General features: G+C 73.1%; 17 protein-coding genes and 2 pseudogenes. 5 read left to right on the top strand and 14 right to left on the bottom strand.

Annotated elements, in window-relative coordinates; all coding sequences use genetic code 11:
- Positions 1-27: 27 nt before the first annotated feature.
- The 3 genes and pseudogenes from ACIQAK_RS32295 to ACIQAK_RS32285 all read left to right on the top strand — a co-directional run.
- Positions 28-912: pseudogene (locus ACIQAK_RS32295) on the top strand (citrate/2-methylcitrate synthase); the annotation flags it as partial.
- 117 nt (positions 913-1029) lie between these two features.
- Positions 1030-1905, top strand: a complete 876-nt coding sequence (locus ACIQAK_RS32290) for an oxygenase MpaB family protein (RefSeq protein ID WP_366390115.1) — start codon at positions 1030-1032, stop codon at positions 1903-1905.
- Between the two features lie 155 nt (positions 1906-2060).
- A complete protein-coding gene (locus tag ACIQAK_RS32285; protein ID WP_366390114.1) occupies positions 2061-3698 on the top strand; it encodes an FAD-dependent monooxygenase in 1638 nt (545 codons plus the stop codon).
- A gap of 89 nt (positions 3699-3787) precedes the next feature.
- Here the strand turns inward: ACIQAK_RS32285 and ACIQAK_RS32280 are convergent, their stop codons facing one another.
- From ACIQAK_RS32280 to ACIQAK_RS32235, 10 genes and pseudogenes are all read right to left on the bottom strand, one after another.
- Positions 3788-4438, bottom strand: a complete 651-nt coding sequence (locus tag ACIQAK_RS32280; RefSeq protein ID WP_366390113.1) for a fasciclin domain-containing protein — start codon at positions 4436-4438, stop codon at positions 3788-3790.
- A 67-nt stretch (positions 4439-4505) separates the two neighbouring features.
- On the bottom strand, positions 4506-6098 hold the full coding sequence (locus tag ACIQAK_RS32275; RefSeq protein WP_366390112.1) for a molybdopterin-dependent oxidoreductase: 1593 nt from the start codon (positions 6096-6098) through the stop codon (positions 4506-4508).
- 167 nt (positions 6099-6265) lie between these two features.
- A complete protein-coding gene (locus ACIQAK_RS32270) occupies positions 6266-8488 on the bottom strand; it encodes an NADP-dependent isocitrate dehydrogenase (RefSeq protein ID WP_366390111.1) in 2223 nt (740 codons plus the stop codon).
- 129 nt (positions 8489-8617) lie between these two features.
- Entirely contained in the window at positions 8618-10087 is a 1470-nt protein-coding gene (locus ACIQAK_RS32265) for an amidase (RefSeq protein ID WP_366390110.1), read from the bottom strand.
- 158 nt (positions 10088-10245) lie between these two features.
- Positions 10246-10368: a hypothetical protein gene (locus tag ACIQAK_RS32260; RefSeq protein WP_366390138.1), complete on the bottom strand. Its 123-nt coding sequence runs from the start codon at positions 10366-10368 to the stop codon at positions 10246-10248.
- 317 nt (positions 10369-10685) lie between these two features.
- Positions 10686-11687: a TIGR03842 family LLM class F420-dependent oxidoreductase gene (locus ACIQAK_RS32255; RefSeq protein ID WP_366390137.1), complete on the bottom strand. Its 1002-nt coding sequence runs from the start codon at positions 11685-11687 to the stop codon at positions 10686-10688.
- Positions 11688-11948: 261 nt separating this feature from the next.
- A pseudogene (locus ACIQAK_RS32250) lies at positions 11949-12104 on the bottom strand (DUF6059 family protein); the annotation flags it as partial.
- A gap of 582 nt (positions 12105-12686) precedes the next feature.
- Positions 12687-14087, bottom strand: coding sequence for a dihydropyrimidinase (hydA, locus tag ACIQAK_RS32245; protein ID WP_366390109.1), 1401 nt, complete (start codon positions 14085-14087; stop codon positions 12687-12689).
- A gap of 80 nt (positions 14088-14167) precedes the next feature.
- On the bottom strand, positions 14168-15451 hold the full coding sequence (locus ACIQAK_RS32240) for an aspartate aminotransferase family protein (protein WP_366390108.1): 1284 nt from the start codon (positions 15449-15451) through the stop codon (positions 14168-14170).
- A complete protein-coding gene (locus ACIQAK_RS32235; RefSeq protein WP_366390107.1) occupies positions 15448-16290 on the bottom strand; it encodes a nitrilase-related carbon-nitrogen hydrolase in 843 nt (280 codons plus the stop codon). Before ACIQAK_RS32235 ends, ACIQAK_RS32240 begins: the two co-directional genes overlap by 4 nt.
- Before the next feature lie 300 nt (positions 16291-16590).
- Between ACIQAK_RS32235 and ACIQAK_RS32230 the strand changes: the two genes are divergently transcribed.
- Positions 16591-17634, top strand: a complete 1044-nt coding sequence (locus ACIQAK_RS32230) for an aldo/keto reductase (RefSeq protein ID WP_366390106.1) — start codon at positions 16591-16593, stop codon at positions 17632-17634.
- 77 nt (positions 17635-17711) lie between these two features.
- Here ACIQAK_RS32230 and ACIQAK_RS32225 read toward each other — a convergent pair whose 3' ends face one another.
- The 3 genes from ACIQAK_RS32225 to ACIQAK_RS32215 form a co-directional block, all read right to left on the bottom strand.
- Complete coding sequence (locus ACIQAK_RS32225) at positions 17712-19367, bottom strand: hypothetical protein (protein ID WP_366390105.1); 1656 nt, start codon at positions 19365-19367, stop codon at positions 17712-17714.
- 154 nt (positions 19368-19521) lie between these two features.
- A complete protein-coding gene (locus tag ACIQAK_RS32220; RefSeq protein WP_366390104.1) occupies positions 19522-19902 on the bottom strand; it encodes a PPOX class F420-dependent oxidoreductase in 381 nt (126 codons plus the stop codon).
- A gap of 47 nt (positions 19903-19949) precedes the next feature.
- Positions 19950-20219: a helix-turn-helix transcriptional regulator gene (locus ACIQAK_RS32215; protein ID WP_366390103.1), complete on the bottom strand. Its 270-nt coding sequence runs from the start codon at positions 20217-20219 to the stop codon at positions 19950-19952.
- A 73-nt stretch (positions 20220-20292) separates the two neighbouring features.
- Between ACIQAK_RS32215 and map the strand changes: the two genes are divergently transcribed.
- Entirely contained in the window at positions 20293-21060 is a 768-nt protein-coding gene (gene map / locus ACIQAK_RS32210; protein WP_366390102.1) for a type I methionyl aminopeptidase, read from the top strand.
- Positions 21061-21072: 12 nt separating this feature from the next.
- Here the strand turns inward: map and ACIQAK_RS32205 are convergent, their stop codons facing one another.
- Positions 21073-21726, bottom strand: coding sequence for a glycoside hydrolase family 75 protein (locus ACIQAK_RS32205; protein ID WP_401849603.1), 654 nt, complete (start codon positions 21724-21726; stop codon positions 21073-21075).
- Between the last annotated feature and the right edge of the window lie 143 nt (positions 21727-21869).

Raw genomic sequence — 21869 nt, 5'->3', positions numbered from 1 at the left:
CGATGGCCGCCAACCTCGTCCGCGCCCCGGCTGCCGGAGACCTGCCACCCGATGGACGTGCTGCGGACGGCGGTGAGCTTCTTCGGCTCCGAGGACCCGACCGAGGAGGACGGCAGCACCGCCGCCCATCACGCCAAGTCGCTCGCCCTGCTGGCCCGGCTGCCGGTCGTCGTGGCGGCCGACCACCGGCGGCGGCACGGGCTCGCCCCCGTGGCGCCCGATCCCTCGCTCGGGTACGCGGAGAACTTCTTCCACATGTGTTTCGGGAGTGTGCCGGACCGGGGGGTGGTGCGCTGCTTCGAGGTGTCGCTGATCCTCTACGCCGAACACAGCTTCAACGCGTCGACGTTCACCGCCCGGGTCGTCACCTCCACCCTCTCCGACCTCTACAGCGCGGTGACGGCGGCGATCGGGGCGCTGAAGGGTCCGCTGCACGGCGGGGCGAACGAGGCCGTGATGCACATGCTCACCGAGATCGGCGATCCGGACCGGGCGGAGGAGTGGCTGGACGAGGCGCTGGCGGCCGGGCGGAAGATCATGGGGTTCGGCCACCGCGTCTACCGGCACGGCGACTCCCGCGTACCGATCATGCAGGAGGCCGCCGACCGGCTGGTGGCGCGTTCGGGCGACCCGGACGTGACCCGGCTGGCCACCCTGCACACGGCGCTCCGCCACGCCATGATCAGCCGCAGGGACATCCACCCCAACCTGGACTACCCCGCCGGCCTCGCGTACCACCTGATGGGTTTCGACATCGCGGCCTTCACCCCGATCTTCGTGATGAGCCGGATCACCGGGTGGACCGCCCACATCAGCGAGCAGCTGGAACACAACGCGCTGATCCGCCCGCTCGGCGTCTACAACGGCCCCGACCAGCGCGCGGTCTCCGCTCCCCCGGTCGAGTCCCACTGATCTCCGGCCCGCGCCGAGGAGCTCGTACGGACGAAGTCCGCCACGCCGGAGTGGACGGCCCGGGTTTCCGTAGCGAAGCCCGGCCCTCCGGGGCCCCCGCCCGGCATACTGGAACCCATGGACAGAGCGGCGCCAGGCTCCGGTGTACGGGAACGGCTCGGCAGGAGCCTGTTCTCGCGGGTGGCGGGCCCCTCGGGGCCGGAGAACCGGGCCCGTATCCACGACACCCCCGGCCCCCGCTGGTTCGGCCCGGACCGGCCCGTCCGCCGGGTGCACGGGGACGCGTCCATGTTCATCGGCGGGCTGCGCGCCCTGCTCCTGCAGTCGCTGCACCCCTTGGCGATGGCCGCCGTGGCAGGCCACTCGGGGTTCCGGGGCGATCCCTGGGGCCGGCTCCAGCGGACCAGCACCTTCCTGGCCGTGACCACGTTCGGCACGGACGAGCACGCACGGGAGGCGGTGGACCGCGTACGGTCCGTGCACGAGCGGGTACGCGGGACCGCACCCTCCGGCGAGCCGTACCATGCGGCCGATCCGCACCTGCTGTGCTGGGTGCACATCGCCGAGGTGGACAGCTTCCTCCGCGCCCACCAGCGGTACGGGGAGCGGCCGTTGGACGGCGCCGGGTGCGACGGGTACATCCACGACATGGCGACGGTGGCCCACGCCCTCGGCGTCCCCGACCCGCCGCACGACCGCGCGGAGCTGGCCGGGCGCATCGCCGCCTACCGCCCGGAGCTGCGCGCCACCCAGGAGGCCCTGGACGCGGCCCGCTTCATCCTGCTGCACCCGCCGCTGCCCTGGCCGGCCCGTCCCCCGTACGCCGTACTCGCCGCCAATGCCGTGGCCGCGCTGCCGCCGTGGGCCCGGGAGCCGCTGCGGCTGCCCCGGGTGCCGGGGGTCGAGGAGGTCTGCGTACGGCCGGCCGGGAAGGCGCTGACCAGGACCATCCGGTGGGCGATGACCCCGCCGTCCTCGCCCGCGGGGGCGTGAAGTCCGGGCCCCGGCGGCTCATGCGGTGACCGTGCCGCCGCCCTCGCCCGCGGGGGCGTGAACGCCCGGCCGTGTGCCCCCCGGGTGCCGGAGTCCGCCGACGGCAGGACGATGGAGGGGACCGTACCCAGGGGGGCCCACGGCGGGAGGCCCCGGTGGCACGCAGCGGATCGACCGATGTACTCGTGGCGGGCGCCGGCCCGGTCGGCCTGACGCTCGCCGCCGAGCTGCGGCGAGCAGGGGTCTCCTGCCGGATCGTGGACCGCCTCCCGGCCCGCCTGCCGTACGCCAAGGCGGTCGGCATCCAGCCGCGCACCCTGGAGCTCCTCGACCGGATGGGCCTGGTGCGGGACGTGCTGGACGCGGCGGTACCCCTACGCGGACAGCTCACGTATGTGAACGGGACCGAGCGGGGCCGGGTCGAGCTCGTCCTGCCGCCCGAGGTGCCGTACGGCTTCGCCGCGCTGCCGCAGTACGAGACCGAGCGCATCCTGGAGGAGTCCCTCGCGCACTTGGGCACCGGGATCGAGCGCTCGACCGAGCTGGTGGCGTTCGCCCAGGACCCCGCCGGAGTGACCAGCCGCCTCACCATCGCGTCCGGGGCCGAGGAGGAGGTCCGCTCCCGGTTCCTGGTGGGGTGCGACGGCGCGCACAGCGTGGTCCGCAAGGGGCTCGGGCTGACCTTCGAGGGCGGTGCGTTCCCCGAGGAGTACATGCTCGCCGATGTGGAGGTGGGCTGGGACCTGCCCGGTGGGTACGGCGTGCGGTCGATGCACCGCGGCGAGGACGGCGCCGTCGACGACCTGCTGGTCTGCATCCCGCTGCCGGGGAAGGGCCGCTACCGGATGTCGATGCTGGTGCCGCCGGAGCTGTCCGCCGCGCGGCAGACGGAGGCGGCGGGCGGTGACGGGGTGGCCCACGGCCTCGAAGGCGGCACGCCTCCCGCCCTCGCCGACATCCAGAAGGTGCTGGACCGGCTGGCGCCGGAGCCGGTCACCGCGTCCGCGCTCCGCTGGTCCTCGGTGTTCCGGATCAGCCACCGGCTGGTGGACCGTTACGGGGACGGCCGGGTGTTCGTCGCCGGGGACGCGGCGCACATCCATCCGCCGACCGGCGCCCAGGGCATGAACACCGGGGTCCAGGACGCCTGCAACCTGGCGTGGAAGCTGGCCCTGGCCGTCGGGGACGCCGCGCACCCGGGCCTGCTGTCGAGCTACGACGCCGAACGGCGCCCGGTCGGCGAGGAAGTGGTGGGCCGGACCGTCCGCCATGCCGCCGAGGGTGTGCAGGCCGACCCGACGGACCTGGAGACGCTGCTGCTCCGCGAGGCCCAACTCCTGGTCGGCTACCGGCAGAGCCCGCTCGTGACGGCGCTGCCCCCGGGTGACGAGGCCACGCTCCGGCCCGGCGACCGGGCTCCGGACTGCGGCGGCCTCACCGGGGACATCACCGCCTATCCGGTGCGGCTGTACGACCTGCTGCGGGAGCGCGGACACGTCCTGCTGGTGTACGGGAACCACCCGGCCGGTGACACGCCGACCGATCTCGCGGCGGCGGCCGGGGAGTTGACCCAGGGCCGGATGGAGACGCGCTGGATCCTGCCCGCCGGCGCCCCGGACGGGGCGACGGCGGTCCCCCATCACCACGACGGCCGGGGCGAGTTCGCGCGCCGGTACGGGGCCGGGGAGGGGGCGGCGTTCGTGGTACGGCCGGACGGGTATCTGAGCGCCTGCCTCCGCCCGCCGACGGTGGGCGGGTTGAAGCGGGCGCTGGAGAAGGTCTTCGGGCCGTGAGGGCGCGAAGGCCCCGCCGTGGGAGGGCCTTCGATGGTGGTGGCCCTCCCACGACGGGGCGGTGTGTCGCGGGGGTGTGGGGCTGCCGGCTACTTCGGCATCAGCACCGTGTCGATGATGTGGACGGTGGCGTTGGCGGTCGGAACATTGCCGCAGACCACGTTGGCGCTGTCGTTGACCTTGTACGACTCGCCGGAGCCGGCCGTGGTCAGCGTGCTCTTCTGCAGCGTGTCGAAGGTGCCGCTCTCCAGCTGCTGCGGGGTGAGCTTCTCGCCCACGACGTGGTAGGTGAGGATCTTGGTGAGCATCGCCTTGTCGTTGAGGACCGCGTCCAGGTCGGCCTTCGGGATCTTGGCGAAGGCGTCGTTGGTCGGCGCGAACACCGTGATGTTCTGCGCGTTGTTCAGGGTGTCGACGAGACCGGCCTTCTTCACGGCGGTGACCAGCGTGGAGAGCGCGGGGTTGTTGGACGCGGCGGTGGCGACCGGGTCCTGGGCCATCCCGTCGAAGCTGCCCGCGCCGTCCTTCGGGACGGTCGCACAGGCGGGGCCGAACGGCTTGTCCATCGACGCGTCGTCACCGGCGGCCGGCTTCGACTCCTCGGCGGGGGTCGAGCCCGCCGCGGACGAGCTGTCGGACGCCTTGTCCGAGCTGTCCTCGGAGCAGGCGGTCAGCGACAGGGGCAGGATCACCGCGGCGACGACGGCGACGGCTGCGCGGCGGTGGCGAAGGGCGTTCATGGAGTTCTCCTGAGTTGTCCGGATGGGGAAAGGGGATGAAGTGGTTCTGGGGAGTGGTCTGTCGGGGTCAGTCGACGGTGACCACGACGGAGTGCCAGCCGCTCGCACCGTCCGGGACGGTCTTGGTGCGCTTCTCGGTCTGGACCTCGCCGGTCCCGTCGGTGGCGCGGACGGTGAGGGTGTGGCCGCCGGGGGCGGCCTTCCAGGGGTAGGACCACTGGCGCCAGGTGTCGACGGTGTCCTCCTCGGCCAGTTGGGCCGGGCGCCACGGACCGTCGTCGACGCGGATCTCGACCTTCTCGATCCCCCGGTGCTGGGCCCAGGCCACACCGGCCACCATGACCGTGCCGGCCTCGGGGCGCCCGAAGGGCTTGGGGGTGTCGATCCGGGACTGGGTCTTGATCGGCGCCTTGCGGGCCCACTTGCGCTTCACCCAGTACGCGTCGTAGTCGTCGAACGTGGTCAGCTCGATGTCCTCGATCCACTTGCAGGCCGAGACGTACCCGTACAGGCCGGGAACGAGCATCCGGACCGGGAACCCGTGGACGAAGGGCAGCGGTTCGCCGTTCATGCCGACGGCCAGCATCGCGTCCCGGCCGTCCATCACGTCCTCGACGGGGGTGCCGAGCGTCATGCCGTCCACCGAGCGGGCGATGATCTGGTCCGCCCTGCCGCCCCGGGACGGCGGCTTGACGCCCGCCTCCTTGAGCAGGTCGGCCAGGCGTACGCCGATCCACTTGGCGTGGCCGATGTAGGGGCCGCCGACCTCGTTGGAGACGCAGCAGAGGGTGATCTCGCGTTCGATCAACGGGCGGTCCAGCAGGTCCTGGTAGGTGAACTCCAGGTCTCGGCGTACGCCCTTGCCGTGGATGCGCAGCCGCCAGGCGTTCGCGTCGACCTTGGGAACCACCAGGGCGGTGTCCACCCGGTAGAACGTGTTGTTGGGGGTGGTGAACGGGGGGAGGCCGGGAACGCGCAGCTGCGCTCCCGCCGGGATCGCCTCGGCGGGCGAGGCCGGGGCGGGCAGCGTCACGGCCTCGCGGGAGGCGACGGCGTCCTGGGCGCTCCGGCCGTTCAGGGTCCGGCCGATCGCGCCCGCCACCGTGGAGGCGGCGGCCGCGGCGGTGGCGGCGACCAGGAAGCCCCGCCGGTCCCAGCCGCCCTCGTGCGCCTCCTGCTCCTGCCCGGCGATCCGGCGCGGCCGGGTGAGCCTGCCGATGAGGACGTACAGCAGGATCGCCCCGGCCACCGCGCCGACCAGCGACGGAAGCCCGTCGACGATGCCGGTGGAGTCCGGGCGGCTGACGGCCGATGCGGCGCCGACCACACCGAACGCCAGGACGGCGGCGGAGCCGGTACGGCGGTGGCGCAGCGCCAGCACGCCGACGGCGAGGGCGAGGAGGGCGAGTGTGAGGACGATGCCCAACTGCAAGACGAACTTGTCGTTCTCCCCGAAGTTCCGGATCGCGAAGTCCTTCACCCCGGCGGGCGTCCGGTCGATGGCCGCCCCGCCGACCGCTGTCACGGGGCTTGCTTCGGGCCTGACGGCCGCCGAGACCAGTTCGGCGACGGTCAGGGCGGCGAATCCCGCCAGCAGCCCGCTCAGGGCTGCGAGCGTTCCGCGGGTCAGGGCTGTCCGGGTGATCCTCACGGTCGTCATTCGGAACCGTGGGGCGGGCGGATTGGTCGATCACCCGATCACGTGAAATCCGCGGGTTCCCCTGCGGTGGGGTGCGTGCCGACGTAGTGGCGAACGCGAACCGCCCCGGCGGGCACGGGGCTCGCCGGGGCGGAACGGTCAAGCGGACGGGTCCGCCCTACATCAGGTCAGGCGAGGCTCGCGATCGCCTTGTTGAACGTGGCGGACGGGCGCATGACCGCCTCGGCCTTGGCCGGGTCGGGCTGGTAGTAGCCGCCGATCTCGGCCGGCGAGCCCTGCACCGCGACCAGCTCGGCGACGATGGTCTCCTCCTGCTCGGCCAGCGTCTTGGCGAGCGGGGCGAACGCCTCGGCGAGCTTGGCGTCGTCGGTCTGCTGCGCCAGCTCCTGGGCCCAGTAGAGGGCCAGGTAGAAGTGGCTGCCGCGGTTGTCGATGCCGCCGAGGCGACGGCTCGGGGACTTGTCCTCGTTGAGGAACGTGCCGGTGGCCCGGTCCAGGGTGTCGGCGAGGACCTGGGCCCGCGCGTTGTCCGTGGTGGTGGCCAGGTGCTCGAAGCTGACCGCGAGGGCCAGGAACTCGCCCAGGCTGTCCCAGCGCAGGTAGTTCTCCTTGACGAGCTGCTGGACGTGCTTGGGGGCCGAGCCGCCCGCGCCGGTCTCGAAGAGGCCGCCGCCGTTCATCAGCGGGACGACGGAGAGCATCTTGGCGCTGGTGCCGAGCTCCAGGATGGGGAAGAGGTCGGTGAGGTAGTCACGCAGCACGTTGCCGGTGACGGAGATGGTGTCCTCGCCGCGGCGGATGCGCTCCAGGGAGAAGGCGGTGGCCTCCTCCGGGGTCTTGACGGAGATGTCCAGGCCGTCGGTGTCGTGGTCGGCGAGGTACGTGGTGACCTTGGCGATCAGGTGGGCGTCGTGGGCGCGGCCCTCGTCCAGCCAGAACACCGCCGGGTTGCCGGTCGCGCGGGCGCGGGTGACGGCGAGCTTGACCCAGTCCTGGATCGGCGCGTCCTTGGTCTGGCACATCCGGAAGATGTCACCGGCGCCGACGGCCTGCTCCAGCACCACGGTGCCGTCCGCGCCGACGACGCGCACGGTGCCGGTGGCGGGGATCTCGAAGGTCTTGTCGTGGCTGCCGTACTCCTCGGCCTTCTGCGCCATCAGACCGACGTTGGGCACCGAGCCCATGGTCGCCGGGTCGAAGGCGCCGTTGGCCCGGCAGTCGTCGATGACGACCTGGTAGACACCGGCGTAGCTGCTGTCGGGGAGGACGGCGATGGTGTCGGCCTCGTTGCCGTCCGGGCCCCACATGTGGCCGGAGGTGCGGATCATGGCCGGCATGGAGGCGTCGACGATGACGTCGCTGGGGACGTGCAGGTTGGTGATGCCCTTGTCGGAGTCGACCATGGCCAGGGCCGGGCCCTCGGCGAGCTCGGCCTCGAAGGACGCCTGGATCTCGGCGCCCACGCCGGGCAGCGAGTCCAGGCCCTTGAGGATGCCGCCCAGGCCGTCGTTGGGGGTGAGACCGGCGGCGGAGAGCTGCTCGCCGTACGTGGCGAAGGTGTTCGGGAAGAAGGCGCGGACCGCGTGGCCGAAGATGATCGGGTCGGAGACCTTCATCATGGTGGCCTTGAGGTGCACGGAGAACAGCACGCCCTCGACCTTGGCGCGGGCGACCTGCGCGGTGAAGAACTCGCGCAGCGCGGCGACGCGCATGACGGCCACGTCCACGACCTCGCCCTTGAGCACGGGTACGGACTCGCGCAGCACGGTGGTGGTGCCGTCGTCGCCGTGCAGCTCGATGCGGAGCGAGCCGTCCTCGGCGACGACCGCGGACTTCTCGGTCGAGCGGAAGTCGTCGACGCCCATGGTGGCGACGTTCGTCTTCGAGTCGGCGCTCCAGGCGCCCATGCGGTGCGGGTGGGCCTTGGCGTAGTTCTTGACGGACGCGGGGGCGCGGCGGTCGGAGTTGCCCTCGCGCAGCACCGGGTTCACGGCGCTGCCCTTGACCTTGTCGTACCGGGCGCGGACGTCCTTGTCCTCATCGGTGCGCGGGTCGTCCGGGTAGTCCGGGAGCGCGTAGCCCTGCTCCTGGAGCTCGGCGATCGCGGCCTTGAGCTGCGGGATCGACGCCGAGATGTTGGGCAGCTTGATGATGTTCGCGCCGGGCGTCCTGGCCAGCTCGCCGAGCTCGGCGAGTGCGTCATCGATACGCTGCTCGGCCTTGAGGTGCTCCGGGAAACTGGCGATGATCCGCCCCGCGAGGGAGATGTCACGGCGCTCCACCGTGACGCCTGCGGTCGAGGCGTAGGCCTCGACGACGGGCAGGAACGAATAGGTCGCCAGGGCAGGGGCCTCGTCGGTGTGCGTATAGATGATGGTCGAGTCAGTCACCGGGTGCTCCGCTCCACGTCTGCAACATTGCTTGACATCAAGATATCTCGTCACCGCCCGTGGCTCCACAAGGCCCCCGCACCGCTTCACGGGCCGTACGGGTTCCGGTGTGCGGGCAATGACGCCGGGTTACAAGGCGGGCGGCCGGTACTGGTACCAGCGCAGGTGGTCCTCCAGCTGGGCGGCCAGCGCGATCAGCCGCTCCTCGCCGCGGGAGGGGCCGAGCAGCTGGGCGCCGAGGGGCAGGCCGGAGCGGGTGAAGCCGGCCGGGACGTTGATCCCGGGCCAGCCGAGAACGTTCCACGGCCAGGCGTAGGGGCAGGCGGCGGCCATGGTGACGTCGGTGCGCCAGGCGCCGAGGCGGTCGTAGGTGCCGATGCGGGGCGGGGGCGCCGCGGTCGTCGGGGTGAGCAGCACGTCGTACCCGGAGGCGTCGAAGAGGGCCCCGATCCGGCGGTGCTGGCGCACCTCGCGGGCGCGGGCGGCCCGCACCACCCGGCCGCCGAGCCGGGTCCCGGTCCGCAGGGCGCTGCGGGTGCGCGGGTCCAGGAGGGCCGGTTCGGGGTGGCGGGCGGCGAATTCGGCGATGCCGGCGGTGGCGCGGGGGACGAAGGCCAGGCCGATCAGCCCGTACCGGGGGCGGGCCTCCTCGACGTGGTGGCCGAGCCGGGCGAGGGTCTCGGCGAGGTCGGTGACGGCCCGGCGCACCTCGGGGTCCGGTCCGGCGCCGGTGAGGGTGAGCGGGGGCCGCCAGGCGAGGGCGATCCGGAGGCGGCCCGGGTCGCGGCGGGCGGCGTCGGAGGCGCGGACGGCGGGCGGGCGGTGGAAGTCCTCGGGGTGCGCGCCGGCGGCCGCGTCCAGCAGGAGCGCGGCGTCGGCGACCGTACGGGCGAGCGGGCCGTTGACGGTGAGGCCCTGGAAGGCGTCGTGGTGCGGGTGGACCGAGACGCGGCCGCGCTGGGGCTTGATGCCGACGAGGTGGGTCCAGGCGGCGGGGATGCGGACGGACCCGGCGCCGTCCGAGCCGAGGGCGGCGGGGACCAGGCCCGCGGCGACGGCGGCGGCCGATCCGCCGGAGGAGCCGCCCGGGGTGTGGGCGGTGTTCCAGGGGTTGCGGGTGGCACCGAAGGCGGGGCCCTCGGTGAACGGCCACTGGCCCAGTTCGCAGGAGTTGGTCTTGCCGACGATGACGGCCCCGGCGGCGCGCAGCCTGCGGACCGCCTCGCTGTCGGTGGTGGCCGGGGGCCGTTCGCCGTCGCAGCCGAAGTGCGTGGGCAGGCCCGCCACATCGGTGTCGTCCTTGACGGCGACCGGCACCCCGAGCAGCGGCAGCCGCTCCCCCGCCGCTAGCCGGCGGTCGGCCTCGGCGGCCTCCGCGAGGGCGGCTTCGGCCCGCAGGTGGCGGAAGGCGTTGAGGGTGGGTTGCGCGGCCTCGATCCGAGCGAGGGCGTCGGCGACGAGTGCGCTGGAGGTGGTGGCGGAGTCGGCGAGCAGGCGCGCGCTCTCGGCCAGTCCGGGCAGGGGGGCCGGACGAGGGGTGTGCCCGGGATGCGACCGTACGGCCGGGCCGGTCTGCTCGGTGGGCTCCGCTGAGGACATGGGCGTGCCGCCTCCCTCGGGTCGTGGGGCAGGCCGGTCGTCCCGGGCACGCCCCCACGTACTTACTGGAGGGTAACGAGAAGAGGCGGCACGCTCAACCGCGCGGGCCACTCGGGCCGTTGCGGCTGCCCTTACCTCAGGGGGCTACGGCCCCGGTGTCACGGGCGGACATGGATCTCGCCGATACCGGTGCCGAGCTTCTCGTAGTGGACGGTGGACTGGCCCGACTCGCCGGGCCTCAGGGTGACGCGGTTGGTGCGTAGGTGATCCCGGGCGATCACCGCAGCTCTCCCCACGCTCCGTGGCCGAAAACACCGCTGCGCTTCACTCTCCGTACGCGCGCCGGGCGGCGCCCCCGCTCCCGGCGTACGCTCGAATGTACCGGTCACCCTGGTTCGCACGCGCTGACCGAGGCCTTTTCGAGGCGTCGACCCCCGGCTGCTGACGGTGACGGAGGTCTGTGGTCTCAACACCCTCCGCGAGCTGAGTGCCCGCCGGGACTCCGTCGGCGGAGGAGACCGGGGAGGTGACGGCTCTGCTGGGCCGCAGCGTCAAACCGGTGTGAGCGCGCGGGGGCAGGGCGCCCGCGGCGCGGACCTCAGCCGGCCAGGGCGGGGATGATCTCGGCCCCGTAGGCGTCGATGGTCGCCTCGCGGGCGTCGTGCATGTTGTAGAGGGCGAACTGGTCGACCCCCATGTCCCGCAGCGCCCGCAGCCTCTCGATATGGGCCTCCGCGGGTCCCAGCAGGCAGAACCGGTCGACGATCTCGTCGGGGACGAAGGCGGTGTCCGGGTTCCCGGTCCGGCCGTGGTGGCTGTAGTCGTAGCCGGAGCGTCCCCGGATGTAGGCGGTGAGCGCCTCGGGCACCAGGCCGGAGTGCTCGCCGTAGCGGGCGACCAGATCGGCGACGTGGTTGCCGACCATCCCGCCGAACCAGCGGCACTGCTCGCGGGCGTGGCCGAGGTCGTCGCCCACGTAGGCGGGGGCGGCGACGCAGATCGTGAGGGAGTCCGGGTCCCGTCCGGCGTCGGACGCCGCGCCCCGTACCGCCTTGATCATCCACTCGGTGAGGAAGGGGTCGGCGAGCTGGAGGATGAAGCCGTCCGCCTTCTGCCCGGCCAGGGCCAGGGCCTTGGGCCCGTACGCCGCCATCCACACCGGCAGCCGCCCGTCCTTCACCCAGGGGATCTGCACCGGCTGCCCGTCGACCGTGGCCTCCCGGCCCTCGGCGAGGTCCCGGATGGCGTCGATGGCCTCCCCCAGCCGGGCCAGGGTGTTGGGCCGGCGGCCCGCGACGCGCATCGCGGAGTCGCCGCGCCCGATCCCGCACACGGTGCGGTTGCCGTACATGTCGTTGAGGGTGGCGAAGGTGGAGGCGGTCACCTCCCAGGTGCGGGTGCCCGGGTTGGTGACCATCGGACCCACGGTCAGCCGGTCGGTGTGCTCCAGGATGCGGCTGTGGATGACGAACGGCTCCTGCCAGAGCACCGCCGAGTCGAAGGTCCAGCCGTAGCGGAAGCCGTTGCGTTCGGCGCGGCGCATCAGGCCGACGACGGCGGAGGCGGGCGGGTCGGTCTGGAGAACGAGTCCGAAGTCCATGGCGAGGTCTCCTGTCCGGGGGCTCACGCGCGCCGGCATCGTCTCCGCGGGCGCTGACCTCGCGTGACGCGCTGCCGGAGATCCTTCCATACCGGGGCATGCCGGGCCTTGTCCCGCCGCGCCCCGAGCGCGCGTCGTGCGAGGGGCACAATCCTGGAGCACTTCCCGGGCCAGGGGAAGACCGCCGGGCCGGTCAGGTGCCGTCCCGGGGAGCCGTACGCGCCAGCTCCCGCTCCAGGGCCCTTTCCCCTCGGTCAGGGGGACCTCCGGGCAGAGGCGTTCGGGGTGCCCGGGGGGCGGCGGGTGCAGGGGCCTGGGCGGCGGGGGCGGGCCCACCCCCGCGAGCCCGAGCCACATCCAGCCCGCGGCCGCCAGCGCGTGGCCCGTCGCCGCGAGCAGACGTCGTACGACCGTCATGCGGGCGCACCGGCCAGGGCCGCCGGTCTCCGCGCCCCGCCGACGGACCAGGTCCACAGGCCGGACACCGCCCGCAGGTCCAGGTCGTGGCCCTCGGCCCAGACGCGGGCCGCCGCCGTCAGGACCGACCGGCGGTCCGCCTCCGCCGTGCCGGGCCGGGCGGGCAGCAGCGGACTCGGCGCCCTCGCCCCGGGGGCGGTCCAGCTTGTTGCCGTCGCGGTCCCAGAACATGGCCTTGAAGACGCCCATCTCCGACATCGCGAAGGCGGGCAGGCCGTGCTCGGTGACGGCGGCGACGTCCTCCTGCGGCGCGGCCACGATGACTTCGTGGCCCTCGGTGCGACAGGCGGACGCGAGGGGCAGCAGGGGGACGCGTAGTACGTCTGGACCTCGGCGTAGAGGTCTCCACCGACCTGGCTGTACGTTTACTGGGCCGCCTGGGCCCTCCGGACCGACTGGGACACAGTGACTCCCTCCCGTGACGCGCTGCCGCCACGGCGACGGCAGTACCGCCGCCAGCCTCCCGCCGGCCGCTGCATCCTCGCTGGAGGACGACTGCACCGCCCGCCGGACACCCCCGGCTCAGTTCACGAACTGGCTGATGCCACGCGGCAGATAGACCCCGTGCCCCGCGTGGCCCACGTAAGCGCGGTCCTTGATCACCGGCACGCCCCGGGAGAGCACCGTCTCGACCCGGCCGGTGACACGCCTGCCCTCGTACGCCGAGTAGTCGACGTTCATGTGGTGCGTCTGCGCCGAGATGGTCTGTTCGGCGCCCGGGTCGTAGACCACGATGTCGGCGTCGGCGCCCGGGGCGATGGTGCCCTTCTTCGGGTAGAGGCCGAACATCCGGGCCGGGGAGGCGCAGGCGATCTCGATCCAGCGGCGGCGGGTGATGTGGCCGTCCACGACGGCCTGGTGCAGCAGATCCATCCGGTGCTCGACGCCCGGCATCCCGTTGGGGATCTTGGAGAAGTCGCCACGGCCCATCTCCTTCTGGCCGGCGAAGCAGAAGGGGCAGTGGTCGGTGGAGACGACCTGGAGCTCGTTGTTCCGCAGGCCCCGCCACAGCGCCTCCTGGTGCTCCTTGGGGCGCAGCGGGGTGGAGCAGACGTACTTGGCGCCCTCGAAGTCCGGCTCGGCGAGGTTGTCGGTGGACAGGAACAGGTACTGCGGACAGGTCTCGCCGAAGACCGGCAGCCCCCGGTGGCGGGCGGCGGCGATCTCGGCGACGGCCTCGTCGGCGGAGACGTGGACGACGTAGAGCGGGGCGCCGGCGACCCGGGCGAGCTGGATGGCGCGGTGGGTGGCCTCGGCCTCCAGGGCGACCTTGCGGACGTCTCCGTGGTAGCGGGGGTCGGTGCGGCCCTCGGCGAGCGCCTGTTCGACCAGGACGTCGATGGCGATGCCGTTCTCCGCGTGCATCATGATCAGCCCGCCGTTGCCGGAGGCCCGCTGCATGGCCCGCAGGATCTGGCCGTCGTCGGAGTAGAAGACGCCGGGGTACGCCATGAACAGCTTGAAGGAGGTGACCCCTTCGGCGACGAGGCGGTCCATCTCCTTGAGCGAGGAGGGGTTCACGTCCGCGAGGATCATGTGGAAGCCGTAGTCGATGGCGCAGTTGCCGTCGGCCTTGGCGTACCAGGCGTCGAGGCCTTGGCGCGGGGACTCGCCCACGCTCTGGATCGCGAAGTCCACGATGGTGGTGGTCCCGCCCCAGGCGGCGGCCCGGGTGCCGGTCTCGAAGGTGTCGGCGGCGTAGGTGCCGCCGAACGGCATCTCCATGTGGGTGTGCGCGTCGACGCCGCCGGGGACGACGTACTTGCCGGTGGCGTCGATCCTGCGGTCGGCGCTCCAGCTCTGTGCCGCTTCGGTGCCGTGGGCGGCGAGTGCGGCGATCCGCCCGCCCTCGACGAGGACGTCGGCGTGGATCTCGTCGGACGCGGTGATGACCAGTCCACCGTGGATGACGGTGCGGCTCATGGGTACCTCCTTGCGATGGCGGTACGGGCGTCCACACACGTGGACGCCCGTACGCTGTCCGGTCGGCGCTCGTAGGTCGGTCAGCCGGCGGCCCGCAGGGCGTCGCCGAGGACCGACGCGCCCTCCTCGGCCTCGGCGACGGTCAGCGTGAGGGGCGGGGCGATCCGCAGCACGCTGGTGTTGTGGCCGCCGCCCTTGCCAATGAGCAGTCCGCCCGCGCGCGCCGCTTCGAGGACGGCCGCGGCTGCCTCCGGATCGGCCTCGTCGATGCCGGGCTTCACCAGCTCGATGCCGATCATCAGGCCCCGGCCGCGCACTTCGCGTACGGCGGCGGAACCGGCCGCGATCCCCCGCAGCCGCTCGATGAGGAGCCCGCCCACGCGCCGCGCGTTGCCCTGGAGGTCGTGCTCCAGGTGGTACGAGAGGTTGGCCAGGCCGGCCGCCATGGTGACGGGTGAACCGCCGAACGTGGAGATGGAGTTGGCGTCCAGGCAGTTCATCACCTCCGCGCGGGCGACGACCCCGCCGATGGACATGCCGTTGCCGATGCCCTTGGCGAAGGTGAGGATGTCCGGCGGCCCGTGCTCGGCGTGCGCCTGCCAGCCCCAGAAGTGTTCGCCGGTGCGTCCCCAGCCGGTCTGCACCTCGTCGGAGATCCACAGGATGCCGTGGCGGTCCAGGACTTCGCGGAACGCGGCGAACAGCCCGTCGGGCGGCGAGGTGAAGCCGCCGACGCCCTGGATCGGTTCGGCGATCAGCGCCGCGGCCTCCCGGGTGTGCCCGAGGAGGTCCTCCAGATCGGCGACGCACGCCCGGATGAACCGCTCGTCGCTCAGCTCCGCGTACGGCCCCCGGGTGCGGACGCCCCCGTGGACGTACAGCGTCTGCAGCGGGGACAGCGTCGTGGGTGACCAGGCGTGGTTGCCGGTGATGGAGACGGCCGAGAAGGAGCGGCCGTGGTAGCTGTTGCGCAGCGCGAGGATCTGGTTGGACCTGCGGTAGGCGGTGGCGAGCAGCAGGGCGGTGTCGTTCGCCTCGGTGCCCGAGGTGGTGAAGAAGACCCGGGCGTCGGGGATGCCCGAGAGGGTGGCGATCCGCTCGGCGAGTTCCACCATCGGGCGGTTGAGGTAGAGCGTGGAGGAGTGGATGATCCGCCCGGCCTGCTCGGACACCGCCTTGGTGACCTCGGGCAGGGCGTGGGCGGTCATGGTGGTGAGGATGCCGCCGAAGAAGTCCAGATAGCGGTTGCCGTCCGCGTCCCAGACGTACCGGCCCTCGCCGTGGGTGAGTTCGATGGGGTGGCGGTAGTAGAGGGCCAGCCACTGCGGGCTGACGGCGAGGTGGCGCTCGTACAGTCCGCTCACGGCTCCACCAGCCCGTCGTAGGCGTCGGGTCGTCGGTCCCGGTAGAAGGCCCACTGCTGGCGGACCTCCTCGATCAGGCCGAAGTCCAGGTCGCGCACGAGGAGTTCCTCCTCCTTGTCACTGGCGACGTCGCCGACGAACTGACCGCGCGGGTCGACGAAGTAGCTGGTGCCGTAGAAGTCGTTGTCGCCGTACTCCTCCTGGCCGACCCGGTTGATCGCGGCGACGAAGTACTCGTTGGCGACGGCGGAGGCGGGCTGTTCCAGCTGCCAGAGGTAGCCGGAGAGGCCGCGCGAGGTGGCGGACGGGTTGTAGACCAACTGGGCTCCGTTGAGTCCCAGTTGGCGCCACCCCTCGGGGAAGTGCCGGTCGTAGCAGATGTAGACGCCGACCTTGCCGACGGCGGTGTCGAAGACCGGCCAGCCGATGTTCCCGGGCTTGAAGTAGTACTTCTCCCAGAACCCCTTGACCTGCGGGATGTGGTGCTTGCGGTACTTGCCGAGGTACGAGCCGTCGGCGTCGATCACGGCGGCGGTGTTGTAGTAGAAGCCGGACTGCTCGACCTCGAAGACCGGGACCACGATCACCATGCCGGTCTCACGGGCGAGCTCCCGCATCCGGCGGACGGTCGGCCCGTCCGGGACCGGTTCGGCCCAGCGGTAGTGCTCGGGCTCCTGGACCTGGCAGAAGTAGGGGGCGTTGAACACCTCCTGGAACCCGATGATCCTCGCCCCCTGCCGGGCGGCCTCGCGCGCATGGTCCTCATGCTTGGCGATCATGGATTCGGTGTCGCCGGTCCAGGTCGCCTGGACGAGTGCGGCGCGTACGACGTGGGACATGAGCTGCTCCTTCGACGCGGCGTCAGAGAGCCTCTACGCGATTTCTACGCACGTAGATCGGTGCATGGATGGAGAACGTAAGCCTCTCCGTCCGGCGGGGCAAGACCATCGCCGTGAACCGGCGGAGTCGATCATGTTTCGCACCCGAGCGGTCCACAACGGACACGGTACGCATCACTTCCCGCATGCGCGGCGGGTCCGCGAAGTCCGCGAGGGAGTTGCCCTGAAGCGCACTCCAGCTCGTAGCCTCCGGAGATCAACGGGCATCACCCCGCACCGGCCGAGCGAAAAGGATCCTTCATGCGCTGCACACTCTTCGGCAGGACCGGTCTGCGCGTCAGCGAGCTCGCGCTGGGCGCCATGACCCTCGGCCGGCACGAATCCGGCCACGCGGCCGTACGGGAGACCTCCGGGCACATCCTGGACGCCTACCTGGATGCGGGCGGGAACTTCCTGGACACGGCGGACATCTACGCGGCCGGCACCTCCGAGACGGTCCTCGGCGAGCTGCTGGGCGACCGCCGCGACGCGCTCGTCCTCGCCAGCAAGTACACCTGCGCCACCAGGCCGGGCGACGTCAACTCCGGCGGCAACCACCGCAAGAACCTGGTGCAGTCCGTGGAGGCGAGCCTGGCGCGGCTGCGGACCGACCGGCTCGATGTCCTGTGGGTGCACGCCCGGGACAACTTCACCCCGGTGGAGGAGGTCATGCGCGCCCTCGACGACCTCGTCCGCACGGGCAAGGTGCTGTACGTGGGGGTGTCGGACTGGCCCGCCTGGGAGATCGCCCAGGCCAGTACGGTCGCCGAACTGCGCGGCTGGACGCCGTTCACGGGTTCGCAGCTGCGCTACAGCCTGCTGGAGCGGACTCCGGAGCGTGAACTGCTCCCGCAGGCCCGCGCCTTCGACCAGACCGTCTTCGCCTGGAGCCCGCTCGCCCGGGGCCGCCTGACCGGCCGCCAGGAGGAAGAGGCGGTGGGCGGGGCCGACGAGGCGGAGCTGCGCGCCCGGGAGACCGTGCGGGCCGTCGTCGAGATCGCCCGGGAGGGCGGCTGGAGCCCGGCCGCCGTGGCGCTCGCCTGGCTGCGCGGCCGCCCGGGGAACATCGTCCCGATCCTCGGCCCGTCCACCCCGGAGCAGCTCACCGACGCCCTCGGCTGTCTGGACGTCGAGCTGGACACGGCGGCCGTGGAGCGGCTCGACACGGTGAGCGCGGTGCCGCTGGGGTTCCCGCACGACTTCCTGCGCGAGGAGGGGGTGCGCGAGACGGTGTACGGGGACCGCTGGGCGGCCATCGAGGACCGGCGCTCGACCTATCGGCGTACCACCTCCGAGGTGCTCTGAGCCGTCACCGGCGCGGGCCGGGCCGCCGACGCACCCGTCTGCGCCCCGGCACCCGCCACCACCGCTCCCCCGCCGCCTCACACCCCCGGCACACCCGCCACCCGCAGCGCGTGGACCAGGTCCCATTCCCGCTCCACGGACACTTCCCGGGCCGCCGCCAGCAGCTCCGGCAGGACGCGGTGTCCGCCGCCCTCCGCGATCTCGGCCGCCTCCCGCGCCGTACGTACGCGGACGAAGGCGCCGAGCAGCGCCCGCGCCTCGCCCTGGTGGCCCGCGCCGTCCAGGGCGAGGACCGCCTCGGCCACCTCGGCGGCGGGTCGGGCCACCCCCTGGCGGAGGAGCAGCCCGCAGTCGTCGTGGCGGCCCGCCGCGACCAGCGCGCCCGCCGCGGCGGCGAACCCGGCGGGCGGCAGCGAGGACGCCTCCCAGAGCAGGGTCGTCCAGTCGGCGGCGAGGCCGGCCCGGTGCAGGGCGACCGCGAGCACCGGCAGCCGGGGCGCGGGCCAGGCCGCGACCTCGCAGAGCACGACATGGGCCTCGCCGCTGCGCCCCTGAGCACGGAGCCGGGCCAGCCGCTCGACGGCGGCGGCCACGGCCGCGCCCGTCTCCGGGTCCGGCGGGGCGGCCGGCGCGGGGGCCCTGTCCTCCTCCGCCTCCTCGGCAGACCCGCCGCCGAAGCGGGCGCCGCGCGGGGTGGAGCCGGCGGCGGTGGGGGACGGCGGCGGCGCGGGGACGGGCGAGGGGGCGTACCCGGCTTCCTCCTCGTCGTCCACATCGAGACCGGCGAACCGGGCACCGCGCGGCTTCGTCCGCCGGGAGGAGGCGGCGGGCTTCCGGGACCGGGACCGCCCGAAGGCCCCGGGGGCCGGCACGGGCTCGGGTACGGCCTCCGGCGTGTGCACGGCTTCCGGCACCGTCACGCCCCCCGGTGACCTTCCGGCCTCCGGCATCTCCACGGCCTCCGGCGCCGTCACACCCCCCGGCGACCTCACGGCCTCCGGCACCGTCACACCACCCGGCGACCTCACGGCCTCCGGCATCTCCACGGCTTCCGGCGCCGCCACGCCCCCCGGTGACCTTCCGGCCTCCGGCATCTCCACGGCCTCCGGCGCCGCCACGCCCCCCGGCGACCTCACGGCCTCCGGCACCGTCACACCACCCGGCGACCTCACGGCCTCCGGCATCTCCACGCCCCCCGGACCGCCCGGACCGGAACGGCGTCCCGGGTCCGTCCCGGGCCTCGGCTGCGGAACCGTCACCGCCGTCAGCCGCTTGCGCAGCTCCGCGCACCTGGCCGAGGCGCGCCGGTGGTCGTCGTGGGCCCAGGCCAGCGCCTCCGGGTCGGCCGGGTCCGCGCCCGCGGTCCCCGCCTCGCGCAGCCGCTCCGCCGCCCGGCCCTGCTCGCGGATCATCAACTCCAGCCGGTGGACCAGCTCCTGGCGCCCGCCGGGCCGCCGGTCGTGGGCGGCGGCGGAGGCGGAGTACAGCGCGGCGGCCCGGACCGAGACCTGCTCGGCGAAGTACGTGCCGTGGAGCGCGGCCAGGTCGGCGAGCAGCGACTCAACGACGTCCCAGGGCGGGATATCCACCCCGTCGAGGCAGGCCCGCATCCCCCGGGGGTCGCGCCGGGTGAAGACCCCGTACCACCCGCGTCCTGGGTCAAGTCGTGCTGTCAGATCCTGTAGGTAGTGCGCGAACGCGCCTGTCTCCACCGCTTGCTGATGCACCGTCATCGTCGCCCTCGCCGACCGTCGACCGGAGCGTTCCAGTCCGCAGGCATTCGACCGCAGGTGTGTTACGGGACGACTACGCGCGGTTTTCGTCCGCGCTGCGCCAGGCGCACGGCACCCGCGCCGTGCGCCCCCTGTACGCGACGGCGGGGCGGGCTCAGAAGGTGACGGCGATCCCGGTGTGCGGGCGCTTGCCCAGGCGGGCCACGGTGGCGGGCCAGTCCACGAGCCAGAACTTCCAGGTGTACTTGCGGGCCAGCAGCTTGCGCACCTCGCGGGTCCCGTCGGCGTCGAGGAGGCGTGCGGTGCCCCGGGCGCTCGGGGCGCCCTCGGCGATCCGGCCGCGTACGTCGCAGACGGTGACGGCGACCTCGGCGTTGTCGCGGAGCCGCTTGACCTTCCACGAGTCGGAGCGGGTCCACACGTACAGCACCTCGCCCTCGGCCGCGGCCCATACGGGCGTGGCGACGGGCGCGCCGTTTTTGCGGTAGGTGGTGAGGCTGACGTATTCGCTGCGGGCGAAGTCCTGGAGAGTCACAGGCGTGAGCCTACGCACCGCCTGATGGAGAGTGCCGCCGGAGGCGCTCACGCGATCAGGGGTACGGCGGCGGGTTCGGGGGCGCACCGGCCGAGCAGCTCTTCCATGGAGAGGCCGAGGGCCCCGGCGAGGGCGGCGACCGTGAAGAACGCCGGGGTGGGCGCGCGGCCGGTCTCGATCTTGCGGAGGGTCTCGGCGGAGATACCGGCGCTCGCCGCGACGGCGACCATGCTGCGGCCCCCGCGCGCCTCGCGGAGCAGCAGGCCGAGCCGTTCGCCGCGGAGGCGCTCTTCGGGGGTCAAGGGGGTGCGGACCATGAGGCCACTCTACTACGGCCCCCCATTCTTATACCGTCATTACTATACCGCCTCGACCGGTATAATAATGGGCATGGTGCACATCAAGACAGACACATCCCTGGAAGCGATGCGCGAGTCCGGCCGGGTCGTCGCGCGGATCCTGGCCCGCGCGCGGGAGGTCGCCGCGGTCGGGGTGACCCCCCGCGAGCTGGACGAGGCGGCCCGCGAGGTGCTGCGCGAGGCCGGGGCCTCCTCGCCGTTCCTGAACTACCGGCCACACTTCGCGCCCACCCCGTTCCCGGCCGTCATCTGCGTCTCCGTCAACGACGCGGTCGTGCACGGCATCCCCTCCGCCGAGCCGCTGCGCGACGGCGACCTGGTCAGCGTGGACGCGGGCGCCCTCCTCGGCGGCTGGGCGGGTGACGCGGCGGTCAGCTTCACCGTGGGCACCGTCCGCCGCGCCGACACCGAGCTGATCGACGCGGCCTTCGCCGCACTGGAGGCGGGCATCGCGGCGGCGGTCGTCGGCAACCGGATCGGCGACATCGCCCACGCGATCGGCACGGTCTGCCGCAAGGCGGGTTACGGCATCCTCGACGGGTACGGCGGCCACGGCATCGGCCGCTCGATGCACGAGGACCCGTCCGTGCCGAACGAGGGACGGCCCGGGCGTGGCATGCCGCTGCGCCACGGGATGGTCCTCGCCATCGAGCCGATGCTGCTCGGCGGCGGCCTCGACGACTTCCGCCACGACCCGGACGGCTGGACGCTGCGGACGACCGACGGCAGCCGGGCCGCGCACGCCGAGCACACGGTGGCCCTCACGGACGACGGCCCGCGCATCCTCACCGCCCTCTGACGGCCGGGCCTCTCACTCGCGGCCGACGAACGCCCTCGCCAGCGCCTCGCCCCGGCGCCCGGCCTTGGCCCGGCTCTCGATCGGCGAGACGCGGGAGTCCTTGAACGCGATGTACGTGACACCGGAGGCGGCTCCGCCGGTCGTCGGGTGGGGGTCGATGGACAGCTCCTTCGCCAGCGCGTACGACCCCTCGCCGATGATCCCGGCGGGGCCGGTGTCGCCGATGACGGCGTACCGCACCCGGTCGCGGTGGACCACGGCGACGACGCTCCCGCCGGTCAGCCCGGACTTCCGGTAGTCCCAGAGCCGGCCGGGCGCCGGCACCACCACGAACGGCAGGGCGGCCGAGTTCAACGGCTTGCCGCGGGAGGTCGGGAAGGCGGTCTGCGGCTGGAAGTGGGGGTCGGTCCGCGTGTTGCATGCCTTGGTCCGGCGGCCGTCGCAGTCGATGTCCATGTCCGCCTTCCAGAACACGGCGTCCGCGGTGGCGCAGACGGGGACGGTGGCCTTCGAGCGGTTGGCGTCCGTGCGGTACCTGCCCCGGGAGACCTGCTGGCAGGAGCGGACCTCGGCCAGCAACTCCTCGGCGGTCACCGGCGCGTCCGCGGCGGCGCCCGGCACGGGAGCCTCCCGGGTCCCGGGCGCAGTGACCGGCCCAGGAGTCACCCGGGTCCCGGGCCGCGCATCCGGCACAGGACCCACCCAGCTCCCGGACCGCGCATCCGGCACAGGACCCACCCAGCTCCCGGACCGCGCATCCGGCACAGGACCCACCCAGCTCCCGGACCGCGCATCCGGCACAGGACCCA

It is taken from the genome of Streptomyces sp. NPDC088706, assembly GCF_044752765.1.
Taxonomy (GTDB): domain Bacteria; phylum Actinomycetota; class Actinomycetes; order Streptomycetales; family Streptomycetaceae; genus Streptomyces.
The sequence above is the reverse complement of the archived record's forward strand: the minus strand, read 5'-3'. Positions and strand labels throughout refer to the sequence as shown.

Excerpts from the sequence above, each read along its gene's own strand:
- ACIQAK_RS32290 (WP_366390115.1), top strand. The coding sequence starts at position 1,030 with ATGGACAGAGCGGCGCCAGGCTCCGGTGTACGGGAACGGCTCGGCAGG.
- ACIQAK_RS32230 (WP_366390106.1), top strand. The coding sequence starts at position 16,591 with ATGCGCTGCACACTCTTCGGCAGGACCGGTCTGCGCGTCAGCGAGCTC.
- ACIQAK_RS32275 (WP_366390112.1), bottom strand. The coding sequence starts at position 6,098 with ATGACGACCGTGAGGATCACCCGGACAGCCCTGACCCGCGGAACGCTC.
- ACIQAK_RS32265 (WP_366390110.1), bottom strand. The coding sequence starts at position 10,087 with ATGTCCTCAGCGGAGCCCACCGAGCAGACCGGCCCGGCCGTACGGTCG.
- ACIQAK_RS32235 (WP_366390107.1), bottom strand. The coding sequence starts at position 16,290 with ATGTCCCACGTCGTACGCGCCGCACTCGTCCAGGCGACCTGGACCGGC.
- map (WP_366390102.1), top strand. The coding sequence starts at position 20,293 with ATGGTGCACATCAAGACAGACACATCCCTGGAAGCGATGCGCGAGTCC.
- ACIQAK_RS32255 (WP_366390137.1), bottom strand. The coding sequence starts at position 11,687 with ATGGACTTCGGACTCGTTCTCCAGACCGACCCGCCCGCCTCCGCCGTC.
- hydA (WP_366390109.1), bottom strand. The coding sequence starts at position 14,087 with ATGAGCCGCACCGTCATCCACGGTGGACTGGTCATCACCGCGTCCGAC.
- ACIQAK_RS32215 (WP_366390103.1), bottom strand. The coding sequence starts at position 20,219 with ATGGTCCGCACCCCCTTGACCCCCGAAGAGCGCCTCCGCGGCGAACGG.
- ACIQAK_RS32280 (WP_366390113.1), bottom strand. The coding sequence starts at position 4,438 with ATGAACGCCCTTCGCCACCGCCGCGCAGCCGTCGCCGTCGTCGCCGCG.
- ACIQAK_RS32225 (WP_366390105.1), bottom strand. The coding sequence starts at position 19,367 with ATGACGGTGCATCAGCAAGCGGTGGAGACAGGCGCGTTCGCGCACTAC.